General features: G+C 44.2%; 16 protein-coding genes and 1 riboswitch. Of the genes, 7 read left to right on the forward strand and 9 right to left on the reverse strand.

What is annotated here, in order from left to right; all coding sequences use genetic code 11:
• Positions 1–7: 7 nt before the first annotated feature.
• A complete protein-coding gene (locus P3L47_RS10290) occupies positions 8–2167 on the forward strand; it encodes a S46 family peptidase (protein WP_277783543.1) in 2160 nt (719 codons plus the stop codon).
• 75 nt (positions 2168–2242) lie between these two features.
• Here the strand turns inward: P3L47_RS10290 and P3L47_RS10295 are convergent, their stop codons facing one another.
• The 5 genes from P3L47_RS10295 to P3L47_RS10315 all read right to left on the reverse strand — a co-directional run bounded on the left by P3L47_RS10295 (position 2243) and on the right by P3L47_RS10315 (position 6241).
• The gene (locus P3L47_RS10295; RefSeq protein ID WP_165359785.1) at positions 2243–2413 is read right to left on the reverse strand and encodes a hypothetical protein; all 171 of its coding nucleotides are present in this window, start codon (positions 2411–2413) and stop codon (positions 2243–2245) included.
• Positions 2406–2981: an ATPase gene (locus P3L47_RS10300; RefSeq protein ID WP_122361024.1), complete on the reverse strand. Its 576-nt coding sequence runs from the start codon at positions 2979–2981 to the stop codon at positions 2406–2408. The genes P3L47_RS10295 and P3L47_RS10300 overlap by 8 nt, the downstream gene beginning before the upstream one ends.
• A 140-nt stretch (positions 2982–3121) precedes the next feature.
• Positions 3122–4249 (reverse strand): radical SAM family heme chaperone HemW, encoded by a 1128-nt coding sequence (hemW, locus tag P3L47_RS10305; protein ID WP_277783544.1) that lies wholly within the window; start codon positions 4247–4249, stop codon positions 3122–3124.
• Between the two features lie 52 nt (positions 4250–4301).
• Positions 4302–4745, reverse strand: coding sequence for a lipocalin-like domain-containing protein (locus P3L47_RS10310; protein ID WP_233577038.1), 444 nt, complete (start codon positions 4743–4745; stop codon positions 4302–4304).
• A gap of 5 nt (positions 4746–4750) precedes the next feature.
• Complete coding sequence (locus tag P3L47_RS10315; RefSeq protein ID WP_277783545.1) at positions 4751–6241, reverse strand: capsule assembly Wzi family protein; 1491 nt, start codon at positions 6239–6241, stop codon at positions 4751–4753.
• Between the two features lie 203 nt (positions 6242–6444).
• Here P3L47_RS10315 and P3L47_RS10320 point away from each other — a divergent pair, with 203 nt between their 5' ends.
• From P3L47_RS10320 to P3L47_RS10335, 4 genes are all read left to right on the forward strand, one after another.
• Positions 6445–8601 (forward strand): elongation factor G, encoded by a 2157-nt coding sequence (locus tag P3L47_RS10320; protein ID WP_122361021.1) that lies wholly within the window; start codon positions 6445–6447, stop codon positions 8599–8601.
• A 130-nt stretch (positions 8602–8731) separates the two neighbouring features.
• A complete protein-coding gene (locus P3L47_RS10325) occupies positions 8732–9535 on the forward strand; it encodes a UDP-2,3-diacylglucosamine diphosphatase (protein ID WP_277783546.1) in 804 nt (267 codons plus the stop codon).
• A complete protein-coding gene (locus P3L47_RS10330) occupies positions 9532–10683 on the forward strand; it encodes a glycosyltransferase family protein (protein WP_277783547.1) in 1152 nt (383 codons plus the stop codon). The genes P3L47_RS10325 and P3L47_RS10330 overlap by 4 nt, the downstream gene beginning before the upstream one ends.
• A gap of 773 nt (positions 10684–11456) precedes the next feature.
• Complete coding sequence (locus P3L47_RS10335; RefSeq protein WP_277783548.1) at positions 11457–14462, forward strand: DUF6383 domain-containing protein; 3006 nt, start codon at positions 11457–11459, stop codon at positions 14460–14462.
• 312 nt (positions 14463–14774) lie between these two features.
• On the opposite strand, the gene P3L47_RS10340 is transcribed toward P3L47_RS10335, so the two are convergent.
• Positions 14775–16055: an O-acetylhomoserine aminocarboxypropyltransferase/cysteine synthase family protein gene (locus P3L47_RS10340; RefSeq protein ID WP_277783549.1), complete on the reverse strand. Its 1281-nt coding sequence runs from the start codon at positions 16053–16055 to the stop codon at positions 14775–14777.
• Positions 16056–16172: 117 nt separating this feature from the next.
• A riboswitch (cobalamin riboswitch) is annotated at positions 16173–16375 on the forward strand.
• A gap of 133 nt (positions 16376–16508) precedes the next feature.
• Here P3L47_RS10340 and P3L47_RS10345 point away from each other — a divergent pair.
• Both P3L47_RS10345 and P3L47_RS10350 read left to right on the forward strand, forming a co-directional pair.
• Complete coding sequence (locus tag P3L47_RS10345; protein WP_277783550.1) at positions 16509–18653, forward strand: TonB-dependent receptor domain-containing protein; 2145 nt, start codon at positions 16509–16511, stop codon at positions 18651–18653.
• Positions 18654–18675: 22 nt separating this feature from the next.
• On the forward strand, positions 18676–20214 hold the full coding sequence (locus tag P3L47_RS10350) for an Ig-like domain-containing protein (protein ID WP_277783551.1): 1539 nt from the start codon (positions 18676–18678) through the stop codon (positions 20212–20214).
• A 61-nt stretch (positions 20215–20275) separates the two neighbouring features.
• Here the strand turns inward: P3L47_RS10350 and P3L47_RS10355 are convergent, their stop codons facing one another.
• The 3 genes from P3L47_RS10355 to P3L47_RS10365 all read right to left on the reverse strand — a co-directional run bounded on the left by P3L47_RS10355 (position 20276) and on the right by P3L47_RS10365 (position 26498).
• Positions 20276–21607 carry an MATE family efflux transporter gene (locus P3L47_RS10355; RefSeq protein ID WP_277783552.1) on the reverse strand — a complete coding sequence of 444 codons (1332 nt, stop codon included), beginning with the start codon at positions 21605–21607 and terminating at the stop codon, positions 20276–20278.
• Positions 21608–21692: 85 nt separating this feature from the next.
• Positions 21693–23489 carry a TonB-dependent receptor gene (locus tag P3L47_RS10360; protein ID WP_277783553.1) on the reverse strand — a complete coding sequence of 599 codons (1797 nt, stop codon included), beginning with the start codon at positions 23487–23489 and terminating at the stop codon, positions 21693–21695.
• Between the two features lie 9 nt (positions 23490–23498).
• Positions 23499–26498 (reverse strand): tetratricopeptide repeat protein, encoded by a 3000-nt coding sequence (locus tag P3L47_RS10365; protein WP_277783554.1) that lies wholly within the window; start codon positions 26496–26498, stop codon positions 23499–23501.
• Between the last annotated feature and the right edge of the window lie 21 nt (positions 26499–26519).

Consider the following 26519-nt stretch of genomic DNA (forward strand, 5'->3'; position numbering starts at 1 on the left):
AAACACTATGAAGAGAATCTTATTATCCCTTTTGGCTGCCGCTCTGTCATTGCCGGCCGTAGCCGACGAAGGAATGTGGTTGCTTCCTTTACTTAAGCAACAGAAATTTCCGGAGATGCAGGCACTGGGCTTGAAGTTGCAGGATTACGACATTTATAGTCCCGACTCTGCCTCGCTGAAAGATGCCGTTGTCATTTTCGGCGGCGGTTGTACCGGTGAGATCGTATCGCCGGACGGTTTGTTATTGACCAACCATCACTGCGGATACGGCCAGATACAGCAACACAGTACGCTGGAGCACGATTACCTGACCGACGGCTTTTGGGCAACTACCCGTGACCAGGAACTTCCCAATCCGGGACTGACCGTGACCTTCATTGACAAAATAGAAGATGTCACCGACTACGTGAAAGCGGAACTCGAGAAAGATACCGATCCGAACAGTATGAATTTCCTTTCTCCCAAATACCTGAACGGACTGGCTAAAACCCGGGTAGGAGAGAAGTTCCTGCAGGATAACCCCGGAACGGAAGTCGAGATCAAAGCCTTCTACGGCGGTAACGTATATTATATGTTCACGAAGAAGATCTATTCGGATATCCGCCTGGTCGGAGCTCCCCCTTCATCTATCGGTAAGTTCGGTGCCGACACCGACAACTGGATGTGGCCGCGTCATACGGGCGACTTTTCCGTTTTCCGTGTCTATGCCGATGCCAACGGTAACCCGGCTGAATATTCCGAATCGAACGTTCCGCTGCGTCCTAAGCGTTGGTTCAAGATCTCTATAAAGGGAGTGGAAGAAGACGATTACGCCATGATGATGGGATTTCCCGGACGTACAAATAAGTATTATACCTCCTGGGAAGTTGCCGAACGTCGTGATATCGACAATGCAGTCCGTATTAATGTCCGCAACCTTCGTCAGGAAGTGATGCTGGACGAGATGCTGAAAGATCCGTCTGTACGTATCCAGTACGCCAGCAAATATGCCGGATCGACTAATGCTTACAAAAATGCTATCGGTAGCAATTGGGCGATAAAAAAACGTAACTTCGAACAGGTAAAGAAGGAAGAGCAGGATCGCCTGATCGCCTGGTCGCAGGATAATGACGAGTCTGATTATCCGGAAGCCTTATCTACGATCGAACAGATCGTTTCCGATCGCAAAGACCTTCGCTTCCGTAGCTGGATGCTGGATGAAGCAATCCTGCGCGGTATTGAATTCACAAAAGTGCCTTCGGATATTCAAGCTGTCAGTGAAGCCCTGAAGGGTAAAGACCGCAGCGAACAACAGAAGCAGGTACGTCTGCTGGAAATGGCCTACCACCGTTTTGCCGATAAGGATTACGCACCCGAAGTGGACAAGAAGATTGCCAAAGTGATGTTGAAGGAATATCGCCGCTTGGTTCCGGCTAAGTCGCAACCGGCTTACTTTGCTCTGATCGACAAGAAGTTCAAAGGAGATGTAGACCGTTTTGTGGATTATCTGTTCGACAAATCTATCTATGGTAGTGAAGAAAACTTCGATAAGTTTAAAACGCGCCCTTCCGTTAAAGCACTGGAAGAAGACCCGATGATCCTGTTTGCTAAATCAGTGCAGGAAGAAAAGTCTAACCTGAATGCTGCTCTGGCGGATTTCGATGCCGGTTATGCCATCGCTCACCGGATGTATGTAAAAGGGCTGTTGGCCATGTATCAGGATAAAGCCAATTTCCCCGATGCCAATTTCTCCCTGCGTCTGACTTACGGCCAGGTGAAAGGATATAGTCCGCGGGATGCCGATTATTACAGTTGTCAGACAACGCTTGACGGTGTGATGGAAAAAGAAGACTCGACCAACTGGGAGTTTGTTGTTCCTGCCCGCCTGAAAGAATTGTATGCCGCAAAAGACTTTGGCCGTTACGGTATGGCGAATGGAAAAATGCCTGTTGCTTTCAGTGCGACGACACATAGTACCGGAGGAAACTCAGGTAGCCCTGTTTTGAATGCAAACGGAGAACTGATCGGTATTAACTTCGACCGTAACTGGGAAGGTGTAGGAGGTGATATACAATACCTGCCGGATTACCAGCGCAGTATTATCGTAGATATCCGCTACGTCCTGTTCCTGATCGATAAATATGCCGGTGCCGGTTACCTGTTGGAGGAAATGGATCTGGTAGAATAATCGGATAATGGGAGTTGTTATCATAAAAAAAGCGAATGATCGAAAGATCACTCGCTTTTTTTATATCTGATATAATTAAAATATGCCTTTTTCCAGGTCAGCTGCCTTTACGCGGAAAATATATCCGTTGCGAGAGAAGACTAATTCGCCGTCTTCTTTCTTTTTCTGGTTAACTAAGCGTTGAAAAGCTATATTGGCACCTTTAACTATATTCTCTTCAAATTCTCTTACTTCTTGTTCACTCATGATGTTCAAGTTTAGTGTAAATATCCGAATTATATATCTCTTTTTTTTCATTCCTGAATCCTTTGGCGATTACTTCCATCGGAGACATAGAATTGTCTGTTACCATCCAATAATCACTAATGGGGATATATAGTTCAAAAAGATTGTGAATACCCGCCTCATATCTACGGCGAATAGTACTCTCCGGTATGTTATGACCACCGGCTGCCACTCTCATTTTTACCCGTTCCACTGCCAGATCCGGCGTATTCAGCCAGAAATATAACAATGTAACATAATATCCTTCCCTTTGTGCTTCCCTAATCAGATTTGCGACTGACCGGGTGGCGAGCGTAGTTTCCATTGCAAAAGTCTCACCGGCTGCGATGAGTTCTTTAATGCGCTTATACATAATTCGGCTTGCTTCTACAGCTACGGCGATGCTATCTGCGTTAAAAGGGGAAAGCCCCTTGGCTATCTCGTCGGAGTTCACAAACTCTTTACACTTCAACATCTCTGGAAGAATTGTAAATGAAGCTGTGGTCTTCCCTGCTCCGTTGCAACCTGATATTATATATAAATATGGCACTATTTGCTGCTTTTTGACAGGGCAAATATAGATAATAGTTTAATATGTTGTACTATTTATTTCTCAAAAATCGTGAAAATGTGCAGAATTTGTACGAATAACCCCCTGTTTCGTTGTTTCGGAGGCCTGTTTTGTTAATTTTAGACCCATAAAAGGTCGCTCATTATACTATCCGATATGAAAATTCCGTTGCGGGAGAGCGTCAGGGTTGCGTCTTTTTCAATAAGAAGTCCTTGTTTGAGGTAGGGGGCAGCCTGCTTTTGGCAATAGATTAATTTGTCGTTTCCGAACTGTCCTTGAATTTCAGTTAAATTGACGCCCCACATAGTACGAAGACCGGTAATAATGAAATCGTTATAACGGGTGTTTATATCCAGCTCTTCCACCTCTATCTCCGGTGATCCGCTTTCAATCCCCCGGATATAGGCCGGAAGGGAAGAAACATTCCATTGGCGGCTTTCCCCATTGTAGGAGTGAGCGGACGGACCTGCTCCCAGGTATTTCTTCCCGGTCCAGTAGGAACTGTTATGACGGGAGATCATTCCGGGACGTGCGAAGTTGGATATTTCGTAATGAAGATAGCCGTTTGCCGTCAGCCGGTCGATCAGGGAGGTGAAAAGAGATACGCTGACCTCTTCTTCGACAGGAGATATCTTTCCGGCTTCCTTTAATTTATATAAGGCGGTTCCCTCTTCATATATTAAATGGTAAGCGGAGATATGGGGAATATCTAGTCGGATGGCCATATCGAGGTTCGACTCCCATTCTTTCAAAGTCTGTCCGGGCAAGCCGTAGATCAGATCGATACTTATATTCGCGAGGTCATTTTCTTTGCATAACTCAACAGCCCGCAAGGCTTGTTCCCGGTCGTGCCGGCGGTTGAGGAAGCGCAGGTCTTCCGCCTTGAAACTTTGTACCCCCATGCTGATACGGTTGAAAGGAAATCTGCGAAGGCCGGTAACATACTCGGGTGTCATATCATCCGGATTGGCTTCGAGTGTGACCTCCTTGCAACCGGATGTGTCGAATAAGCGTTGTATGGCATCAAATATACGTTCGAAGTCAGTGGCTTGTAGTTGGGAGGGAGTTCCACCTCCGAAGTAGATCGTTTCTAACGGTTCATTGCCGATGTAATCCTTTCTTATTTCCAGTTCACGGATAAGGGCAGTTACATATGGTTCCTTGTATTTCATTTCCGTGTTGGAAAAGAAATCGCAATACAAACATCGTTTGGCACAGAACGGAACGTGTATATAAAGACCTGCCATATCGGACTGATTTAGTTATTTCGATAACAAATGTAGGTAAAAAAGCTGCTTATCAAAAACTCCGGAATGTTAACGTTGCATAGTCCGACCGGAGAATTAAGGATTTACCGTCTGCTTTGATTACGTCGAATACTGTTTCTGTACTGTCCATGCCGAAAGGCAGGAGCTGCTCGCGAGTGGCCAATGTGTTTGTATTGTAGGGAACACTAAACTCTTTTACTGTAATCTTTTCGGCCTCCTGGTCGTAATTGAAACGGCCGACGAAAGTACCGTATTTGTTCTCACTTTTATCTCTGATTTCTACCAACTGTAATTGTATGGCATAATATATACGTTCGCACGGGTGAATGGTTCCGTCCGTCGTTTCGAAATGCATCAACTGCCATTGTCCGTCAGCATTGCCGTTTATCGGTGCCTTCTCGCAGCCGCTTGAAAAGACGGTAAGGAAAAGAAGTACGATAAATATATTCAGATTCTTTATCATTGTCGGTTTCATATATTTTATTTCAGGATGATTCCCTCTTTTTTGATTGTTAGCATGCCGCCGGTGTTATTTCCTAAATAAGTTCCGTGGTCGAGTCCAAGGGCTGCAGAGACAGACCATCCCCGTAACTTCCGCGGACTGTATGTGACTTCATACAGCGAGTTGAACTGTTTGCAAACTTCATCCAACGGATTATCGTACGTTCCCCAATGTCTGGAATAGCTCATCAGCACGCGATAGCTTATTTCTTTTGACGGATTTCCACTGAATCCGATGTGTTGTGATAATACACGGTTGCTTCTGAGCAATAGACTTTTATCTTCATTATAGATAGGTCCGGGTAAAAGAGGATTCCCCATTCCCATACCCCAATGTTGCCAGCTTTGATAATAGTAGTTATTATAATAATTGTCTTTGGCACTGATTTGGTATTCGTCGAAATGACCGGCAAAACCGTCGTAAAGCATTGGCCCGGTTTGGTCTTTGGTTGCCAGTCCTTCCCATACAAAGGTGCTGATCCAGCGGTTGTGCGGGAAGATCACTTCCAAGCCGATATGTCCGTCTTTCCATCGTCCGTACTCAAAGAACATTTGGGAGTGGTCGTCGAAGAAATGTTCATAATATCCCCTGAATTTCCAGTCGTTCAGGTAGTAGTTTAATGCAATGTTCCAGCTGCCCACATGATTGCCTAGGATATTGACCTGTTCCCCCATGGGAGTATCATCACCCCCCTTCCCGGGAATAAGTACATCGAAGAAATCTTTGACCCCGACAGGCATTGTATATATTTGTCTTTTCTGATGGTTGGCATCATTTTCGTAGACTGTGCCGCCGAACTGTGCCGCCATGATCATTCCGAAGTCGAGCTCCAAAGGAAACTTCTCCTTTTTGCCGATACGGAATAAGAGGGACTTGCTATGATACAATACATCTTCTACATATTGCTTGTTGACGGCGACATAATCACGTTGCCAGCGGTCGTCGGTAAAACGTCCGTAAGCGATGTACCCTTTCACCTTCAACCAGGCATTGGTAAAAGGAATATTGGTGAACTCCTCGATCCCCACTCTTACCTGGGGGACGGGGCGGGTATTATTTCCCTCTACCATTCCGCCGCTGCTTAGTTGCGGATTTTTCCCGAAAGGATCGCGTTCTTTGCTGCCGATACTCATTGTCAGACATTGCCAGGATATGTCCGCATAGGCCTGTTGAATGATAAAAGCGGAAGTATTGTTTGCCGCTGTAGCCAAATCGAGACCAGTCCGTATATCCCAGTGATGGTTCAACTTTTTGGAGAAGGTAAGCCCGGTTTTCAGATAGATGCTGTTCGGCTCGATACTGGACAGACCGTTCCTGTTGGCAGTAAACCAAAGCGGGGCATAATTACCTCCTCCGGCAGTAGCACCAGTTTCTACATGATAGGTAAGAGACGGGTCTGTTGTTTGTCCATATAATAATGTAGTGTGACAGCAGATAGCCAGTAATACAGTTCGTAATTTGTGAATCATGAAATATAAGTAAATGCGAACTTTCGCAAGAAAGTTAATGACGACAAATGTACAAAATATTCAGTAAATACAAGGCCTGCTGCATAACATAGTTCTCAAACACGGGGCGATAATTGCTTTTTTCCTGTACATTCTCTAATTTGCGGCCTCGTGAGCAATTCACGTAATGATATTTATTGTTAAACTCAAAAATACCTGATATCATGAAAGTATACCAAACAAACGAAATTAAGAACATCTCTATCTTGGGAAGTTCGGGCTCTGGGAAAACCACTCTCGCTGAAGCGATGCTTTACGAGGGTGGAGTTATAAAACGTCGCGGCTCTGTAGACGCAGGGAATACGGTGAGCGACTATTTCCCGGTTGAGAAGGAGTATGGCTACTCAGTGTTCTCAACCGTTTTCAGTGTTGAATGGCAGGACAGGAAGTTGAATTTCATCGATTGTCCGGGTTCGGATGACTTTATCGGTGGAGCTGTTTCAGCTTTGAACGTGACCGATACGGCACTGATGGTATTGAATGCCCAGTATGGTGTGGAAGTGGGAACATTGAACCAGTTCCGGTATACAGAACAATTTCATAAACCCGTTATTTTCGTTGTCAATCAATTAGATAACGATAAGGCGGACTACGACGGAACAATTGCCCAGCTGAGAGATCAGTTCGGTAGCAAGATCGTTCCTATCCAATATCCGATCAGTACGGGAACTTCTTTCAACGCCGTTGTCGACGTATTGAAGATGAAGATGTACCGTTGGAAACCCGAAGGCGGTGTGCCTGATGTGCTGGAAGTTCCGGAAGAAGAAATGGACAAAGCAATGGAACTTCACAAAGCGCTCGTTGAGGCAGCGGCAGAAAATGACGATATGCTGATGGAGAAATTCTTCGAAGAAGGTACGTTAAGCGAAGACGATATGCGTGCAGGTATCCGTGCAGGTCTGGTGACCCGCAGTATGTTCCCTGTATTCTGTGTTTGTGCAGGACGTGATATGTGCGTTCGCCGTACATTGGAATTCCTGGGTAACGTGGTGCCTTGTACCGATAAGATGCCGCGTCCGGTGACTACTGAAGGCGTAGAAGTGACTCCGGTTGCCGACGGTCCGACCAGTCTGTTCTTCTTCAAGACAACGATAGAACCGCATATCGGTCAGGTTTCCTATTTTAAAGTGATATCAGGAAAAGTAAAAGAAGGAGACGATTTACTGAATGCAGACCGGGGTTCGAAAGAACGTATAGCACAGTTATTCTCTGTTGCCGGCCAGACACGTAATGCTGTGACTGAGATGGTTGCCGGTGATATCGGTGCAACTGTTAAGCTGAAAGACGTACGTCGCGGTAATACGTTGAACGGCAAGGGATGCGATTATAAATTCGACTTTATCAAATATCCGGATCCTAAATATCGCCGTGCTGTTAAACCGGTCAATGAATCGGATGCAGAAAAGATGATGGAAATCCTGAACCGTATGCGTGAGGAAGATCCGACATGGGTAATCGAACAATCGAAAGAACTGAAACAGACAATCGTTTCAGGACAGGGAGAGTTCCACCTGCGTACGTTGAAATGGAGAATTGAAAATAATGATAAACTGCCGATCGAATATCTTGAACCGAAGATTCCGTATCGTGAAACAATTACTAAGGCTTCACGTGCAGACTATCGTCATAAGAAGCAGTCCGGTGGTGCCGGTCAGTTCGGTGAAGTTCACCTGATCGTGGAACCGTATTACGAAGGTATGCCGGCTCCGGATATGTATCGTTTCGGCGGACAGGAATATAAAATTAGCGTACGTGATACGCAAACTATTGATTTGGACTGGGGTGGTAAGCTGGTGTTTGTAAACAGTATCGTTGGTGGAGCCATCGATGCACGTTTCTTGCCGGCTATTCTGAAAGGTATTATGGCACGTATGGAACAGGGACCGTTGACCGGTTCGTACGCCCGTGACGTGCGCATCATTGTTTATGATGGCAAGATGCACCCGGTAGACAGTAATGAAATTTCTTTCATGCTGGCCGGTCGTAATGCCTTCAGTACTGCCTTTAAAGAAGCAGGACCTAAGATTCTTGAACCAGTTTATGACGTAGAAGTATCCGTTCCGGGTGATTATCTGGGTGATGTGATGAGTGACCTACAAGGTCGTCGTGCCATCATTATGGGTATGAACAGTGAAAAGGGATTTGAAAAGTTGTTGGCAAAAGTTCCTTTGAAGGAAATGTCCAACTATTCTACTTCTCTGAGTTCCATCACGGGTGGTCGTGCTTCATTCACGATGAAGTTTGCCTCTTACGAACTTGTTCCGTCAGATGTACAGGACAAGTTGCTGAAAGCATACGAAGCGACACAAACAGAAGATTAATAGAAAATTATCCTTTAAACATAAGGCAGCCCTTGTTTCAAGCGGCTGCCTTTTTTATATCATCTTCATACGGTTGTTGCAACACTGTAACAGTGGTTCTGTTCCTTTGTATAGTGTAAATATCTTACGTATGAAACTAAGAAAATATTATCCGACTGTTGTGCTTTCTGACATTCACCTGGGTTCTGAACACTCCAGGACAAAAGAAGTAACCAATTTCCTTAAACATATCGACTGCGACCGCCTGATACTGAACGGCGACATCATCGATGGCTGGCAACTGCAGAAGTCCGGTAAGCGTTGGAAACAGGCGCAGACCGATTTCTTCAAAGTACTGATGAAGATGATGGAGAAGAAAGGGACGCAGATTGTTTATGTACGCGGCAACCACGATGACTTCCTGGATGCTTTGGTGCCGTTCCGGTTCTCTAACATTTCTATTGTAAAAGACTATCTGTTGAACAGTCACGGGAAACGTTACCTGGTGACTCATGGTGACATTTTTGACACGATAACCACCCATATGCGTTGGCTGGCGATGCTAGGCGATATCGGGTATACTTTCTTGTTGTGGCTGAATAAAATTTATAACAAGAACCGTGAGAAGCACGGAAAACCTTACTTCTCCCTTTCACAGCATGTGAAGCACCGGGTGAAGAGTGCCGTTTCCTATATCTCCGATTTTGAAAAGGAGCTGGTCAAACTGGCCCAGATCAAGCATCTGGACGGAATTATCTGCGGACATATCCATCAGGCCGCCAATGTCTGGTATGACAATGTCCATTACCTGAACTCCGGCGATTGGGTGGAAAGTATGACTGCCCTGGTGGAGGATGAACAAGGTGAGTGGAATATTGTTACTTACAATAAGGCAGACTACGATACGGACGAAGAGACTGCCCGGAAACCTTTATTATATGCTGAAGTGATATGAAAATGCTGTTTATCATACAAGGGGAGGGCAGAGGGCATCTGACACAGGCTTTGTCTCTCCGTCAGAAGCTGGAGGATGAAGGTCACCAGGTGGTCGGTGTGCTTGTCGGAAAAAGTCCAGCCCGCAGCATACCCGATTTCTTTACGGAGAAGATCACTGCACCGGTTTATCCGTTTGAAAGTCCGAACTTCCTGCCTACGGCAAAGAATAAGCAGGTTAATTTGCTGAAAAGTGTAGGTTATAATGTGTTGCAACTGCATACCTATATGGGCAGCATTCGTTATATTGACCGTATGATAAAAAAGACAGGGGCAGACGTGGTCGTCAACTTTTATGAGTTGCTGACGGGATTGACTTATCTGTTCTGCCGTCCGAAAGCGATGATGGTTTGTATTGCTCATCAATACCTGTTCTTGCATCCGGACTTCTCTTTCCCGAAGTTGAATACGGTTTCTTTGTCTTTGTTAAAATTCTTCACGCGTGTGACGGCTATCGGTGCCACGAAGAAGTTGGCTTTGTCTTTCCGGAAGATGCGCGAAGTGCCTGCCGACAAGATGGTCGTCGTTCCTCCATTGTTGCGTAAGGAGGTGATAAACAAAACTCCCCGTAAAGGAAATTATCTGCATGGTTATTTATTGAACAGCGGATTCAGCGAGGAGGTAAAGGAGTGGCATGCCGCTCATCCGGAAGTATCGATGCATTTTTTCTGGGATAAGAAAGGGGCAGGTGAGACTACCCGGGTAGACAGTACGCTTTCTTTTCATCAGCTGAATGATATCCGTTTCGTTAAATATATGGCCAATGCGAAAGCGTATGCCACGACTGCGGGTTTTGAATCTGTCTGCGAGGCGATGTATCTGGAGAAACCTGTCCTGATGGTTCCGACTCATATCGAGCAGGCGTGTAATGCCTATGATGCATCTTTGTCCGGAGCCGGTGCGGTAGCTGACCGTTTTGATTTGGACGCTTTGCTGCATTTGTCAGAAAGCCATCAGCCGAATCCTGTGTTCCGCCATTGGGTACAGCAGGCGGACTGGCTGATCTTACGTGAGTTCCGCGAAGATTTGCTGATGGAGGAGATGCCGTCTTCTGCCTGGCATCGCTTGTCTATGCACTGGGTGTATCGGGTAGCGAAGACATTAATGTAAGTGTGTATTTAAGCGTGTTATGATTAAGCGACTGTTTTTTGCTTTCTGGAATTAAGCATTTAGGATAGGAGAATTAAGTACTAAAGATAGGAGGTTTAAGGTTTTTTCTCTGGTGTTTGAAATATGTAACTAAGGCATTGCGTAAATGTAAGGTATGCCTTGCCTATCAGTAACCATAGCCTTTCTGATTCGGAATGAATGTATTTTACTTATGAAACATAGTAAGAAAATTTTTAGATCTCCTATGCTGAATACTTAGAAGTCAGGAGAACGTGACTTTATTTTCTTTTGTTATAGGATGAAATTAGTAATACAAATATAAGCAAATCTATTGGTAAAGTCAATAATAAGAGGGAAGAAAATAAGTGGATTTTATGGATGAAGGTAGATGAATGTGGCAATAAAGGTGGGTTCATACTGTATAAGATTGGTTTTGTAGGATTTATTTAATGTACGCGTACATTAATATAGGTTTATTCTCTGTAAGAGATTGATCTTTTTGGATAGATATTATTCATATAACAGTAGGTACATACAAGGGAAAAACAAGGTTTGTTATTTTTACAGCCTGTTTGGTACAGCGTATCGTATTCAATTGATAAGAAAGAGTATGGTAATGAAAAAAAATCAGTAGAAATAATTGCGGATATAAAACTATTGCTTACTTTTGCTGAAGTATTTGACGATCGTACAAGCAAGCCGACAGAAGATTGATCGGCATTATTATAGAATAGAACTTATAATTACTTAGTATTAATATTAAATTTTTGATTATGAACAAAAAGTTTTCTACACTTTTGACCATCTTTCTGATGGTCGGTGCGCTGTTCTCAAATGTTAAGGCTGCAGTTGAAGTAGCTACAACTTTTGTTTCAGGTAATAAATATTACTTGAGTGCAGATGGTTCCTTATTTTTAAGTATTAAGGCTGAAGACAAATCACTCTTAACTATTGATGAGGCAGGTTTGGATGAGTATGCTCAATGGACTGTTACGAGCGTTACTTCTAATGGATACAAATTTGTATTCAAGAATGAGAAGTCAGGTCAATTGTTAGCTGCAAAAGCTGATGGTACTGCTTTTGTGGCAGATCAGAGTGAAGCTAATATGGCAACTGCTATTACTTATTTTAAGTGGTATGATGATGCTGCAGGTGCTGAAGCTAATGGTGGAGCTAAGATTTCAACAGGTGTTACAGATAAAGATGTAACATTGGATGCCGCAAGTGGTAATGCAGCAACATTTGGTACAACTGCTTCTGCAACAGATTTTAAACTCTATGTAGTTCCTGCAGCGGGTATCTCTGCAAAAACATTGAATGACAACTTAGGTTCAGCATTTAAACTGTCTTTCAAGAAGAAAGCAGATTTGAAAGATAACCTGACTGTTGAAGCTAATCCGTTTACTTCTAACACAATTAAGGCTGTGTCTTTAGATAAAGCAACAGCTGCAGCAGACGCTATGTCTTATGTGTTCAGAGTATCTGGTTCTTTCGAAGGTTTTACAGCTCCTGCAGCTACTGAATCTGAAATCAAAGCTTTCCGTGCTTCTGAATTCATCGTTGTTGATACAATCAGTTATTCAACTTTGAACGCAAGCTTGACTACCTCTTATAAATATAAGGTGGTTAAGGGTTCTGAAATGGTAACAGAAGATGGCAAAATCTATGGTACAACTGCTCACGGTTTAACAGGTGCAACTAATGCTGATTTGGCTGTTACAAGACTTCTAGGTAACGCTGTTTTCGCTGTAAGTGCAGATGTTAATGCTCCTAAAGTATTGAAAATTGCTTCTACAGAAGCAAAGGTTTCTAATGGCGTTTTTGGTAATGGAACAGCTCATATCTTAGATCACCATAAGACTTCTGTTTCTGATGCATTCGTTACAGTATTCACTTTCGAAGGTAAATATTATGTTGGAACAGGTGAAGGTAATGATACTTTCATTGCTTTAGGTGGTAGCAATATCGTTCCGCGTCTGAAATTGTTAGGTATTGTAAATATCATAAGCAAAGACCGTGACGAATCAACAGCACACAAAAATACTTATGGAAAAGTATTTGGTCCGACAACAACTGCTTTGGCTTCAGCAGTTGATGCAGAAAGAGTTATGTTGAATAAACCGGAAGGTCAATTCCTTATCACTTCTACAGGTGACGGTGCATTTACTTTCACAAACCGTGAATCAGGTAAAACATATACTGCTGCTCAGTTATATTATACAGATGAAGACGCAGTATATGCAAACAATGGTGATACTATCAAGATCGTTCCTGCTACAGTAGGTGATAAATATGATGGTTACAAGAACTATTCTCAGAATCTGGAACTGGAAAAGACTGCATTTAATATCGCTGTTTATTCTGCTGTAACAGAAAATGTTTATTTGACAGAAAAGCATAACTCTGCAGGTCACTTCGTTGGTTTGAGCACAGATAAAGGGAACGCTGTAAACTGGAGACTTGTTAAGTTTGAAGAAAAGAAAGATGCATCGAATGACTCTATCATCTATGTTCGTAATTTAGGTTATAAGAATAGCGATGGTAAATATGATACAAAGAAAGATACTTTGGTTGCATTTACTTATGCTATCTACAACGAAGATAATGGTGAATTCCTGAGCTATAATTCAGAAAAGAAAGCTTATTATTGTAATCCTGATTTGAATAAATTGGATGATGCTCGTAATGCTAACGTTGTTAAATTCGTTATCAAACAAAAAGGTGAAGGTGTTTACAACCTGATCGTTGCAACTCCTGGTACTCAGATGGCAGACAACAGTGTTAAGCTGTACGGTGCATTCTCTGATGACAAAGTGAATCAGAATGAAACAGCTGAAGGTATGTATTATCTGACTGACAATGATTTATTTGTAATCGATCCGGTTGATGCTCCTAACTATCGTCCGGTAGCAACATTCGATACAATCTCTATCTACAAAGAAGGTAACGAAAAGATCGCTCTTTACGAAAGAGGACAGTTCTTAGGTATGCAGCATATTGCTGACGTAAAAGATATGAACCCTGCATTGTTCGTAGATACTGCTTATGTTCGTAACAACACTAACAAGCCTCAGTATCTGTTGGCTGTAAATGCAAAACGCGTTATCTCTGACGACTGGTGTGGTGTTCCGGGTCATGTTCAGCACAAGGCTGATACTACTTTTGGTCGCTTCCTGGTAAATATGGTTGATTCTGCTTATGCTTATGGATTCGACAAACATGACAATCCTTATGTATGGGAAAACAACCAGAGCTACAAGCTTGCTTTCGTTAAAGGTTTCCACACTAATGATACATTGTTCATCGAACGTGCTAACAACGTAGTAGGTGATTCTATCTGGGTTGGTAAAGATAATGGCGAAGCTATCGGTAAATATGCATTCCGTTATATCGACAGAGAAGCCGGTTCTTTCATCATCGAAACTCAGACAAGAGATGCTGCTGGTGATCTGACTATCGGTTTCATCAAATGGTTGAACGGTACTCCTGCTGTTATTACAGCTCGCGATCAGGCTGAAGTATTCAACATGAACGTTGAAGAAACTAAAAATCCTGTTGCTAACGAAACAATCGACGCTACTTCTGTAAGTGTAATTGCCGGTAACGGTGATGTCACAATCAAGGGTGCTGTAGGTAAGAAAGTTACTATCGCTAACGTTCTTGGTCAGACAATCGCTAACACAGTTCTTTCTTCTGACGACGCTACCATCTCTGTTCCTGCAGGTGTAGTTGTAGTAGCTGTTGACGGCGAAGCAGCTGTTAAAGCAATCGTTAAATAAGAATTAAAGAATAATTAAATAAAACATAGCTTCTCTACTCTTTCCTTCGGGGAAGGGTGAGTAGCCTGTGAAGGTGAACAAACTGGAAGCGTAATTTTAGTAATAAAATAAAGTTCTCCATGAGTATCCCTGTGAAGTGAGGAAATGGACAAAAAACAACCCCGATGATATTCTGTCATCGGGGTTTTGTTTTTGAATAGTTCTGGGAAACGGAGTTCATTATGTTAAATAGGAAAATCGTATTGTATAGAGAACGATTTTGGCAGATAATCGTATTCTATACAATACGATTATCTGTCTGATAAGTATATCTTACTGCTTCAAAGCCTGCTCAATATCCGCAATAATATCGTCTGCACTTTCGATACCGACAGAGAAACGGATCAGATCCGGAGCAATACCGGCTTCCTTCAACTGCTCGTCTGTCAACTGACGGTGAGTATGGCTTGCCGGGTGAAGCACACAAGTACGGGCGTCTGCTACGTGAGTAACGATAGCTGCCAGCTTCAAGCTATCCATGAACTTGATAGAAACATCACGTCCACCTTTCAGGCCGAATGACAACACGCCACATGAACCGTTCGGCAGATATTTCTTTGTCAGGTCATAATATTTATTCCCTTCCAGATCCGGATAGTTCACCCAGGCAACCTTATCGCAGTTCTGTAACCATTTAGCAACAGCCAATGCATTTTTACAATGCTGTGGCATACGTAAATGCAATGTTTCCAGACCCAAATTCAACAGGAATGCATTCTGAGGAGACTGAATAGAACCCAGGTCACGCATCAGCTGGCTGGTTGCTTTTGTGATATAAGCCATCTTGCCGAATGTCTTTGTATAAGTCAGTCCGTGATAAGATTCGTCCGGTTGGCAAAGCCCCGGATATTTGTCGGCATGTGCTTCCCAGTCGAAATTACCGCTGTCGACGATACAGCCACCGACTGCAGTAGCGTGTCCGTCCATATATTTAGTAGTAGAATGTGTTACGATGTCAGCACCCCATTCGAATGGACGGCAGTTGATCGGTGTCGCGAATGTATTGTCGACAATCAAAGGCACACCGTGGCTATGAGCGATACGGGCAAACTTCTCAATATCCAACACCATCACTCCCGGATTGGAGATCGTTTCGCCGAATAATAACTTTGTACTCGGACGGAAAGCCTTACTGATCTCTTCTTCGCTGGCATCCTGATCTATGAAAGTACATTCGATACCTAGTTTTTTCAGTGTAACGGACAGCAAGTTGTATGTACCTCCATAGATACCGGTTGCACTTACAATATGATCGCCGGCTTCGCAAATATTGAAACAGGCAAAGAAATTGGCGGCCTGTCCCGATGAAGTCAACATGGCGGCAACACCACCTTCCAACGCTGCAATTTTGGATGCTACGGCATCGTTTGTCGGATTCTGCAGACGAGTATAAAAATAACCACTCTCTTCCAGGTCGAACAGTTTAGCCATCTGTTCGCTGGTTTCATACTTGAATGTAGTACTCTGATAGATAGGGAGTACACGCGGCTCTCCCTTTTTCGGTTGCCAACCACCTTGTACACACAAAGTTGCCGGTTTGAATGAATTGCTCATATTATTAATGTTTGCTATAAATTATATTCTGCCAACAAAAGTAAAGAATAGTTCGTTCCGTTAATACAAATCTACGATCATTTATAAAAAATAGGGTACTGTTTAAAAATAATCTTTACCTTTGTCATCGGTTTTGGTGTCACAATTCCAGTTCTACGGAAGGGTGATGAAAAGGGAATCAGGTGAAAATCCTGAACAGACCCGCTGCTGTAAGCTCCGCCAAAGTCGTTGAACATAACTCAATCCACTGTTCGTAATGAATGGGAAGGACGTTCAATGATGGAGTAAGTCAGAAGACCTGCCAGGATCAGTAGTTTTAAGCTTTCGAGGAATAGGGCTGAAAAACATGTACGAGAAGGATTTTGCTTCATCTGATTGCGGATTCTGTCTGTTCATGTGTATCATTGTACATTCTTCGAAAGTCTGTCATAACAATTTAAAGTATTTGATGGAATGAGAAGTTTCATACCTGTTTTTCTATTGTTTTTTTGTTTGTGTTCTGTGAGTCTGGTGGCACAGGATAAGGACACTACGCTTCGGACGATTACACTGGAATCGGTACAAGTGTATGGTAAAACGAAAACCCAAAGGGTCAAAGAAAGTGCTTTTTCTGTCAATGCCCTCGATATAAGGCCACAGATTAATTCACTAAAGAATCTTAGTGAGATTGTGAACCGGACTACCGGTATTAAGATTAGGGAAGAGGGGGGAGTCGGTTCTGATTTTGACCTTTCCATCAACGGGTTATCGGGTAACTCCGTCCGTTATTTTATTGATGGCGTACCTTTAGACAGTAAAGGCAGCCATGTGACGCTGGCCAATCTGCCTGTCAACCTGATCGACCGGGTGGAGATCTATAAAGGAGTAGTGCCAGCCTCATTGGGAACGGATGCATTGGGTGGTGCTATCAATATCATTACCAAAGCGGAAAAGACGAATTTCCTGGATGCCTCCTACAGTATCGGTTCCTTTCATACACATAGTGCCGATCTGAATGCGCAGTTTGTGGAACGGCGTACGGGGTTGATCGTGCGTCCTGCCATCGGTATCAACTATTCGAAAAATGATTACCGAATGAAAGATGTGCAGGTGCGCAATGAGGCGGGCGACCGGTTTATCAATGGCAATCCCAAACGTTTCCATGACGGTTATTTTTCACTGTTAGCACAGATGGAAGCAGGCGTTACAGGCAAATCCTGGGCAGACGAATTCTTTGTATCGGCTTCTTACTCCAAAACGGATAAGGAGTTGCAGACCGGTTCGGTGCAGACCAAAGTATATGGCATGGCAGAACGCAATTCGGATGCCTGGAACGTCTCGGCACGTTACAGCAAGCGTAACTTCCTCACTGAAAACATGACATTGAAGGCGACCTTATCACAGACATGGGATCACTCCCTCACAATCGATACCGCTTATCGTAAATATTACTGGGATGGCGGCTATATCGTAAGTCAACGCAACGAAATCCGGGGCGGGGAACCTTCCATGCGTCATTATAAACGTCCGCTGACCATCGCACGAGCCAATCTGGATTATCAGCTGAACGAGCATCATGGTTTTAACCTGAACTATAATCTGAGCCGGACGGGCAACGACCGTTATGACGATTTGGACAAAAGTTTTGAGCCGTCTAACGATGCGGTCACCAAACATATTCTCGGACTGACCTACAGTCAGTCGTTTTTTGACGGTAAGATGCAGAATGTATTCTTCGCAAAAGACTACGTGAATCGCCCCAATATCCAACAGACCGACCAGTCTACTGTAACCGGCTCGAACAAGGTGCAAGGCGCGGCTACCAAGAATTATTTTGGATACGGAGCCGGACTGCGTTATGAGTTCTTCGCTCCCCTGGCAGTAAAGGTTTCCTACGAGCATAGCGTACGTTTGCCGATCGCCCGCGAGTTGTTGGGCAATGGAACGACTATCTATGCCAACGTGGCGCTGGAGCCGGAGAAGAGTGACAATGTCAATTTCGCCCTGTTCGGAACCTGGTTTCCTGCTGCCGGACATTCCATTTATTATGAGGCGAATGGCTTCCTGCGCTATGTAGACAATTACATACAAACTTCCGTTATCGAAAAGGAGGGAATGTTGCAGTATGTCAACGATCCGGCTGTCCATATCAAAGGAGTGGAAGGAGAAGTTCGTTACGACTGGGACGGACGGCTGCAACTCATGGCGAATGTCAGCTACCAGGATGCCCGCGATCAGAAAGAGTTCAAAGAGGACGGCAAACCCTCTGCCACATACAATAATCACGTGCCCAACCGCCCCTGGTTGTTCGGAGGTGCTGAGGCGAGCTATACGTTCCGTAATCTTTTGTTTCCGGATAATAAGTTACGGTTGGGATGTTCGCTACAGTGGGTGCATTGGTATTTCCTGACCTGGGAGGCGTATGGTAATTATGATACGAAGGCACGCATTCCTTCGCAACGTATCTGCAATGCCAATGTCACCTATTCATGGAAACGCGACCGCTACAATATCTCATTGGAATGTTCCAACTTCCTTGACGAGACGGCCTACGACAATTATAAACTGCAAAAGCCCGGTCGTGCTTTCTTCGCTAAATTCAGAGTATTCATTAATTAATTCATATTTAAAACAAAAGAAAATGAAGAAGTTCAAATTTGTATTGTTAGCCTTTATGACAGCTTTGCTTTCATTCGGAATCACAGCTTGTTCTGACGACGATGAGGTAGAAAGTGTATCAGTGACCGGCGTTACTGTCAGCCCGACTACATTGGCATTGAAAACCGGAACCACCGGCACACTGACCGCAACTGTTACTCCTGGTACTGCTGCTGTAACATCTGTATCCTGGAGTAGTTCGGATGAGGCTGTTGCAACGGTAGACAAAGGCGTTGTTACAGCCGTTGCCGAAGGTGCAGCTACAATTACCGCAAAGACAGATGATGGTGGTTTCACAGCGACTTGCGAAGTGACAGTGACAAGCGATGCTCCGGCTTTCGATGAAAGCAAGTATCACTTCGATTTGTTCCTGACCGTAGGTAAGCATGGCGGTATGGCGAGCAATAACACCACTATTGTCAATAGCGTAGGCAAACTGACTGCCGATATGGGAACCATTACGGTAAAAGGTGAAGGAACTGAACTGGGTGACTATGCGATGGAAAGTATCTCAAGAGGTAAGTATTACTACCAGGTGCCTTCCAGCAACGACCGCTTCGTGAAGTATCAGGTTAAGAATAATCAGGTAGTGGAAGTGGCAGCTTGTCCGTTCAAAACAAATACGTATAAAGTACGTTCTTATTCTCATACATGGATTGACGACAATACCTTATTGGTTATGGCTGCCAGCGGCGATGCTTCTAAAGTGCTTTGGAGTAAGTTGAATGCTGATAATATGTCGATTATAGCAGAAGGTGAGTTGGATATCCCGTTGCCGAAGTCGGAAGTAGAAGGCGAGGAAACAAAGAAGTTCTCAACTTCGGGTATCCTTACCTATAATGAAAAGGCTGATAAGTTGTATTATTTTTATTTCGGTAAGAATGGTGTATCCGGCAGAGGTGGTATGACAACTACCCAATTCTATACAGCTGTCCTCAATCCTTCTGACTTGTCGGTGGAGAGCAACAAGCGTAACTCTATTGCTGCTGAAATGGCAGGAAGCGCGTATGGCGAGCTAATGCAGAACAGTGTTATGTACGATGAAAGCGGTAACCTTTACCTGGCTGCATTTACTGAAACAGAGAAGATGGAGCAAGGCTATATCTTGCGTATCAACAACGGTGAAACCGATTTCGATACCAGCTACAACGGCTATCCGAATCCGGAAGGTAAGGTGCTGACTACGCAATATTTGGGTAATGGCAAAGCTCTTGTCTATTTGCGTGATGATGCTGCCGGTACAAAAATTGATAGCTACAGCCACTATTACTCTATCGTCGACCTTACTACAGGCGAAAGAACTCGTTTGAGCTTTGACGGCAAAGAGATTGCTTACAGCGGTGGCCGCTTCTCTCAGCGTTCTGTTGTTTTCAACGAGAAAGCTTACATTGGTGTGAATACCGAGGCTGATACCAACGCTATCATCTATATCTACGATATCAAGACCGGTACTGTAGAGAAGGGTGCTGAAGTGGCTGGCGAATTCTTCTTCGATATGATCCGCGTGGTGGAAAACGATTGATCCTTTTCTTCGTTTGATATAAATAAAAGTTACAGCTTCCCAAACTGGGAAACTGTAACTTTTATTTTAATATCCTCTTCTGTAATATCCTGAACCAAATAAAAGCAACAACTCCTTTCAGCATGCTGGATATACTGATTGCCCACCAAACGCCGACAATACCTAGTCCCATAGCCGATAAGGCGATCGCCATCGGGATACGCAGCGAGTTGAAAGTAATGCTGATAATTGCAGGTGGAACCGTTCGTCCTGTTCCGTAGAACAGACCTTGCATGGTGATCTCAAGCATCATAAACAACATGGAGTATCCATCTATTCGCAGGAAAATACCTCCGGCTTCATAGGCTTCCCGTTGAGGCACGATCCACGAGAATACCTCACTGCCGTAGAATACGAATAACAGTGTACACAGGATACCGAAGACGGCTGTCATTTTCAACGTCGTATGGTAAGCCTCCAATACTCTGTTCTTTTCGGATGCTGCATAGTTTTGGGCGACAAATGCGCTTAGAGCTGTACTGAATCCTTGTGAAGTATTCCAGGCTATAGCTTCTATCTGTCCTCCGGCGGTAAGTGTCATCAAACCTATATGTCCGCCGTAGGTAGACGCTGTACGGGCCATAAATATGTTGATAATGGCAAATAATGTGTTTAGCATGGCAACCGGTAATCCCAGTTGCAGGATTCTTTTGGAATAGTTTTTCTTTAGTTTGACAAAGAATGAAAAGCCTCCGAATAGTTTACTCCTCTGTTTTAGCTGATAAACGAATATGGCACATACTGTGGCTTGCGATAACCAGGTAGCCCAGGCAGCTCCTGCCGTTCCCATATTAAATACGAAGATGAACACCGGGTCTAACAGCATGTTGATGATAAGCCCCGTTCCGCTAATGTAAAACGGAACTTTGCTCATTCCGGCAGCATTATGAATACCAGTGAAGGCTGCCGACAGGAAAATAAAGGGAAAGGCTGTAGACACGATACGTAAGTACTCGACAGCATTCTCTGCAATAGGAGCTTCCAGCTTATATACACCGATGATCGGATGAGCAAAGACAAAAAGCAGCAATCCCCAGCAGATGGAAATAATCAGAGCGATGGTGAGGTTATGAGAAGAATAGTTTTTTGCATCCTCTTCATCCCGTGCTCCGATACTTTGTCCGACACTCACTTCCGAACCGACTTTATTCAATAGCGATATCGAGTTGGTCATCCAGGTCAGGATACCCACAGCACCGATAGCGGCAACAGCTTCGCTTCCCAGGCGTCCTACCCAGGCCATATCGGTTATACTATAAGCCATCTGAATAAAAGAAGTGCCCATGATCGGCAATGCCAGGTTGAATAGCTGCCGTTTGATGGGACCTTGTGTCAGGTTTTTTGTTCCTTGCATGTTCGTCGTATTTAGGTACAAAAGTAGGAATAAAAAAGGAGAACCCGAAAACCGGATTCTCCTTCTCCTATATATCTTTATCAACTTAGAAGTTGATATTCACTCCGATCATTGCACTGAACTTCTGTAACGGATATCCGTAATAAAGTTCATACTTTTGGAATAATACATTATTCAGTTTCAGATACATTCCGAAAGTATCGTTGAAGTTGTATGCTCCGGTCAGGTTCAGTTCGTTGATGTTATCCATCTTCACATCCTGAGAACCCAGTTTGGCCTCACGTCCGGTCCCTAGATAATAGTCCAAAGAAGCAGACAGGTTTTTGATCGGGCGCACTGTAACACCGGCAGTGATTTCCATTTCCGGCATTCCCCATGCTTTGGCGTCTTTTCCTCTTAAATCTGTATCGGGATATTTGTCACTGTATTCTGCTGTCCAGTTATTGTAAACACCTTTCAAAGAGATTTCGAACAATTGCTGGTAACTGTATTTCAAATTAGCCCCAATCAACAATTGTTTTGTATCTATTTCGTTTAACATACCGCATGCAGAACCGAAGTAGTCTTCATCTCCGTACGCGAGTGTCGGAACAAAGAAATAGTTGTTGCTGGTGATTTTATATCCGCCGAAAACATCAAACCAGAAACCGGGTGCAACACCACTCTTGATTCCTACGATACCGTCTAGCCAGTTGCGGGAAGGGGTTAGTCTGGATGTAGGAGATGCATAACGGTTTACCTGAAACAAGTCATACATACTGTTTGAATTTAATTTACCATTAGCATTTAAATACAATACAGTCTTGTCTGCTACTTCAACGTCTGCTGAAATGTTGGGAGACACCATGAATTCTTTTTCTGCTCCGCTAAAAAACATAGCGTTCACTCCCAGTTTAACATGCCAGTTATCACCTATTACCTTATAATATGGACTTAATGTAGCTGCGGCAAAATTGTCAAAATAATATATATATCCGGCTTTTTCTCCCTCCGGTATCTTCATTTCATTTGGTAAGCTATAGTTGAAGTATTGGAAGTTTCCATCTAATCCAATTCTTTGATTACCGCTAAAACCTGCGTTTAATCCAAAATTAAGATTGAATGTTCCTTCTGTCGGTCCGTCGAATTGTTTGCCCGCTCCGTATTTATAAGAGAAATTGGTATAACCTAAATCCAGCAGATAACCAACAGGTGCATCTTCTTTTGATTCAACGCCTACATTCGCTTTGATCGTTTGAGCGACCTGGTTGGTTTCGACATCGCTGGCTAAATTCGGAGCCACACTGGAAAGTGGATCTAATGCCGGCAATCCGTAATAATTGAATCCTGAATAACCATACTTAACGCCCATCTTCAGAGCTAACTTATCGAAGTTATGCTTGAAGTTAAGGCCGCCCATATTATCATTCAGCTTCGCTTTTACCTTTTCATCTATCTGGAGATATTTCACCTTGCCGTTGGTAGAACGGTGTGAGAACCAGATATTCAGCTGATCCTTGTCTGTGCTGAGGATATGATACCCCAGGTCACCGTTCAGGTTCAGATAGGTACCGCCGCCGAAGTTAAAATAACCACGGCGTTTGTTATACTGGATATCCGTCATGATATTACCGGAAGGGAGCAGGCTGATCTCTTTCTGAGGATCGGCAGCGATCGTAAAACCGGCATAATCGATCGCCATCTTCTTCACTTCCGGTTCTTTGATGACCGGAAGGGTGTTCACTTTGCTTGCATCCTGTACCGTCGGATCATATTCACGTTCGAGCGTCATCTCCCGGTCCAGATTCTGTTTCTTCGAAGTATCTTCCTGTGCACTCATTGTGGCAGTAGTCCCAAGCAAGGCTACAACACACAGCGCTTTTACATTATATATAGTCTTCATTGTATTCAATTATTGCTTTAGTTTACCTAATCTGTCCTCTATCATACCGGCAATCTCATCGTCACCTTTGTAATTGTTCTGCAGGTTGTTCAGATAAGCGCGTGCCTGAATGTCATCTCCCTGGCGGATATAAATATCTGCCCACAGGATGAATCCGCGTGCCAGCCAGTACTGGTGAGGAGTTCCGTTCTTAGCGAAATCTTCCAGTATCTTTTCAGCATTCTTATCGTCTTTAGTGTCATAGAAATATTGAGCCAACAGATATTTGGCTTCTGCACCGTGAGCCGTACGGGTGTCTTTGCTAAGAACTTTCAAGTCTTCAAGCGCTTTCGCCGGCTGTTTATGGTCGATATAAGCTTTGGCACGGATATAACGGGCTTCGGCTTCTACTTCAGGAGACAGCTTCGGATCTTTCAGTAATTCGTTGGCTGCGAGCTGTGCTTCTTCCTGTTGTCCGGTCTGCAGGGCACAACGCATGATACCCAGACGGGCTGCCTGTTTGTTCTCCGGATTTTCTGCGATAACCTGTAAACGCTTGAAGGTTTCCAGTGCTGCCGGGAAGTCCTGGGTGAGATATTGCATTTCTGCCGTACGTGCCACTGACTCTTCCAGGAATTTCGTATCGCCGCTGTCGATAACCGATTTGAAACGCTGCAGGGCTTCATCATATTCCTTCTTGGCAAAGGCGATGCTTCCCAGATAATAGTTCGCATTCGAACTGAAAGCTCCTTCCGGGAATGTCTGCAGATAGTTGACCAGACTGCGACGGGCTTCGTCGTTATTACCGCGCAGGAAGAGTTTTTCTGCAGCGATGTATGTCAGTGAATCCTGTTCGCCGACTTCCAGGCGGACGTTACCTCCCAGTGAGTTGACATAGTTGGCATACGCATTGATATCGTTCAGGTCGATATAAACAGACTTCAGGTCCTGAAGAGCTACTCTGGCTTCTTCGCTACCCGGATAGTTACTGATCACTTTCTTATAGGCTTCAGCCGCTTTCTGCGGTTGGTTGTCGTTGAAGTACAACAGACCTAACTGGATACCGGCTTTACGGGCGAGACTGCTTTGCGGGAAACGCTGAATCAGTGTTTCGAATGCCTGGGCTGCCTGTGAACTGTTTTCAAGCAATACATAAGAACGTCCTTTTTCGAAAAGAGCGTCGTCTACATATTGTGATTCCGGATAATCGCGGATCAGGCGGTCCATCGCACTGATCTTACCCCGATAGTCTTTCTGCAAACCGAGCAGGAAGCCTTTCTGATAAACCGAATAATCTCCGGCAGAGGGCTGCAGTTGAGCGGCACGGCTATAGTTTTCTTCTGCCTGTGTGAACTGACGTTTCTGGTACAGGCAGTCACCGACACGATTATAGGCATCCGCCAGGGCAGGAGCCTGCTGGCTGCTTTCAAGGTTGATATACTGGCGGAAACGGTTTTCTGCTTCCCCGTATTCTTTCAGTTTGAAGTAGCAATACCCCAGATTGTAATGAGCCAGTGCGTACATGTCTGTATTCCGCTGGCGGGTATTGTTCAGATAGGTACGGTAATCAGAGATCGCCTGCTGATACTCTCCTTTGCGGTAGTATGATTCTCCACGCCAAAAATAAGCATCGTTGCGTGATTCCATATTATAAGAACCCAGATTGATCGCCTGTGTGAACAGGTCGACCGCTTCATCCAGTTTCATATTGGTGAATGCCTGCGTTCCCAGTTGGAACAGGATGTCCTGCTTCGCTTCCAGTATCTTTGTACTCGGACGATTGATCTTATTAATGGAGTTGAGGGCTGCCTGATAGTTTTTAGTAGTCAGATAGACTTCCACCAGGTAGTCGTTCACTTTATCGGCATATTGTGAATTAGGGAAATCGTTCAGGAAGTCTTCGAAAATAGTCACCGATTCGCCAAATCCTGTAAAGGCTGTTTCATGGATCAGCAACGCATAGTTGAACATCGCCACTTCCTGGATCTGTTTGTCGAAAGATGCCGTTGCCGCAGCTTCGAAAGCCATGCGGGCGTTGTTCTTGTCTTTCAGTTTCAGGTAAGACTGTCCCAAATACAGATAAGCATTCTGTGTCAGTGCATCGTTTTCGCGTACGGTCTGTGACAAGGCGCTGACAGCACTGCTGTAATTCCCTTTATTATAATAGCATACACCGAGAATATACAGGTCGCCTCTTAACGGGCTGTCGGTAGACGATACGTATTTGCTTAACATGCTGATCGCCTTGTCCTGATTGCCCAGATGATAATACGAGTTACCCAGGATACGATAAACCTCGCTGTTATTCTTGCTGTTCGGATAAGAGGAGAGGAGTTCTTCCCCTTCGCTTATTACCTTTTCATACTTGTTCTGTATAAAATAGATCTGTGTAATATAGTATAGCGACTGTTCACGGTAATCCGGCATCTCTTTCAGGCGGCTGAATTCGACCAGCGCATTGTTGTATTTACCGGTCGCATAGTCGATATAAGCCACATAGTAAGTAGCGGCTTCCCGATATTGTGTGCCGATTTGCTGTATCCGGGCAAAGTAGTTACGTGCTTTATCCATCTCGCCCGTCTGCAGGAGTGAATAAGCCAGCCGGAAACTATAGGCTTCCTGTTGCTCCGGACTGAGCAGGTCTATATCCGATTCGTTGAACCAGAAAATAGCTTTCTGGTATTCCCCGCGTCCGAAATGAACGGAACCGATCAGGAAGTTCACTTCGTCGTTATGGCGTGAAGCCGGATAATCCTCCAGATAATCTTTCAATAGTTCGTCGGCATTGGGACGTCCCTGTTCATAAGCTGCGTATACGATCATATAGTCAGCTTCCTGGACCAGGTCTGCGTCTTTTGCGTGTTGTTTATAAGCCTCCAGCTTATTGATACAACCCGGATAGTTTTTTAAACTAAACAATTCTTTACCTTCTACGAACAAACGGTCCGGTGCCTCAAACTGGTACGACCGCTGCCCGCTAGCCACATGACTTCCTACCACCAGGCACAGTGGAATAAGTATTCTTTTCATCACTCCTTCGCTTTAATGTAC

The organism is Parabacteroides chongii, assembly GCF_029581355.1.
Taxonomy (GTDB): Bacteria; Bacteroidota; Bacteroidia; order Bacteroidales; family Tannerellaceae; genus Parabacteroides; species Parabacteroides chongii.

Coding starts and splice junctions, on each gene's coding strand:
- P3L47_RS10310 (WP_233577038.1), bottom strand. CDS start 4,745: ATGAAACCGACAATGATAAAGAATCTGAATATATTTATCGTACTTCTT.
- P3L47_RS10345 (WP_277783550.1), top strand. CDS start 16,509: ATGAGAAGTTTCATACCTGTTTTTCTATTGTTTTTTTGTTTGTGTTCT.
- P3L47_RS10340 (WP_277783549.1), bottom strand. CDS start 16,055: ATGAGCAATTCATTCAAACCGGCAACTTTGTGTGTACAAGGTGGTTGG.
- P3L47_RS10290 (WP_277783543.1), top strand. CDS start 8: ATGAAGAGAATCTTATTATCCCTTTTGGCTGCCGCTCTGTCATTGCCG.
- P3L47_RS10355 (WP_277783552.1), bottom strand. CDS start 21,607: ATGCAAGGAACAAAAAACCTGACACAAGGTCCCATCAAACGGCAGCTA.
- P3L47_RS10295 (WP_165359785.1), bottom strand. CDS start 2,413: ATGAGTGAACAAGAAGTAAGAGAATTTGAAGAGAATATAGTTAAAGGT.
- P3L47_RS10315 (WP_277783545.1), bottom strand. CDS start 6,241: ATGATTCACAAATTACGAACTGTATTACTGGCTATCTGCTGTCACACT.
- P3L47_RS10320 (WP_122361021.1), top strand. CDS start 6,445: ATGAAAGTATACCAAACAAACGAAATTAAGAACATCTCTATCTTGGGA.
- P3L47_RS10365 (WP_277783554.1), bottom strand. CDS start 26,498: ATGAAAAGAATACTTATTCCACTGTGCCTGGTGGTAGGAAGTCATGTG.
- P3L47_RS10335 (WP_277783548.1), top strand. CDS start 11,457: ATGAACAAAAAGTTTTCTACACTTTTGACCATCTTTCTGATGGTCGGT.
- P3L47_RS10330 (WP_277783547.1), top strand. CDS start 9,532: ATGAAAATGCTGTTTATCATACAAGGGGAGGGCAGAGGGCATCTGACA.
- hemW (WP_277783544.1), bottom strand. CDS start 4,249: ATGGCAGGTCTTTATATACACGTTCCGTTCTGTGCCAAACGATGTTTG.
- P3L47_RS10350 (WP_277783551.1), top strand. CDS start 18,676: ATGAAGAAGTTCAAATTTGTATTGTTAGCCTTTATGACAGCTTTGCTT.
- P3L47_RS10360 (WP_277783553.1), bottom strand. CDS start 23,489: ATGAAGACTATATATAATGTAAAAGCGCTGTGTGTTGTAGCCTTGCTT.
- P3L47_RS10325 (WP_277783546.1), top strand. CDS start 8,732: ATGAAACTAAGAAAATATTATCCGACTGTTGTGCTTTCTGACATTCAC.